The organism is Geobacillus sp. DSP4a, from assembly GCF_013096875.1.
Lineage (GTDB): Bacteria > Bacillota > Bacilli > Bacillales > Anoxybacillaceae > Geobacillus > Geobacillus thermophilus.
This window is the reverse complement of sequence record NZ_SDLD01000279.1, coordinates 1-257: the sequence shown is the minus strand read 5'-3', so window position 1 is coordinate 257 and position 257 is coordinate 1. Positions and strand designations below refer to the sequence as shown.

Sequence of the window (257 nt, the reverse complement as noted above, 5' to 3'; positions counted from 1 at the left end):
CGGCACTTCGTATAGCTGTTTATTCAGGGTGATCGTGCCATCGGCTTTCACCTTGCGGTGCTCCCGTTTCAGAAAAATCGCATCCAGCCAATCGCCATCTTCGATGAACGACACGAGATGCACTTGCAATTGAAACACCTCATGCGGCGTTTTTCCGTCCAGTGAGGCGTGCGGTTTTCGATGATACTCTTCTTCAAGCCACTTCCAAAAACGCTCGTTCAACTCGTCAAGCGACTTCGGCGGATTCAGCTCCAACA

Annotated in this window: 1 pseudogene; it reads right to left on the bottom strand. The window is 51.0% G+C overall.

From position 1 onward, the window contains the following. Positions 1-257, bottom strand: a pseudogene (locus ETC02_RS17340) (IS481 family transposase); the annotation flags it as partial.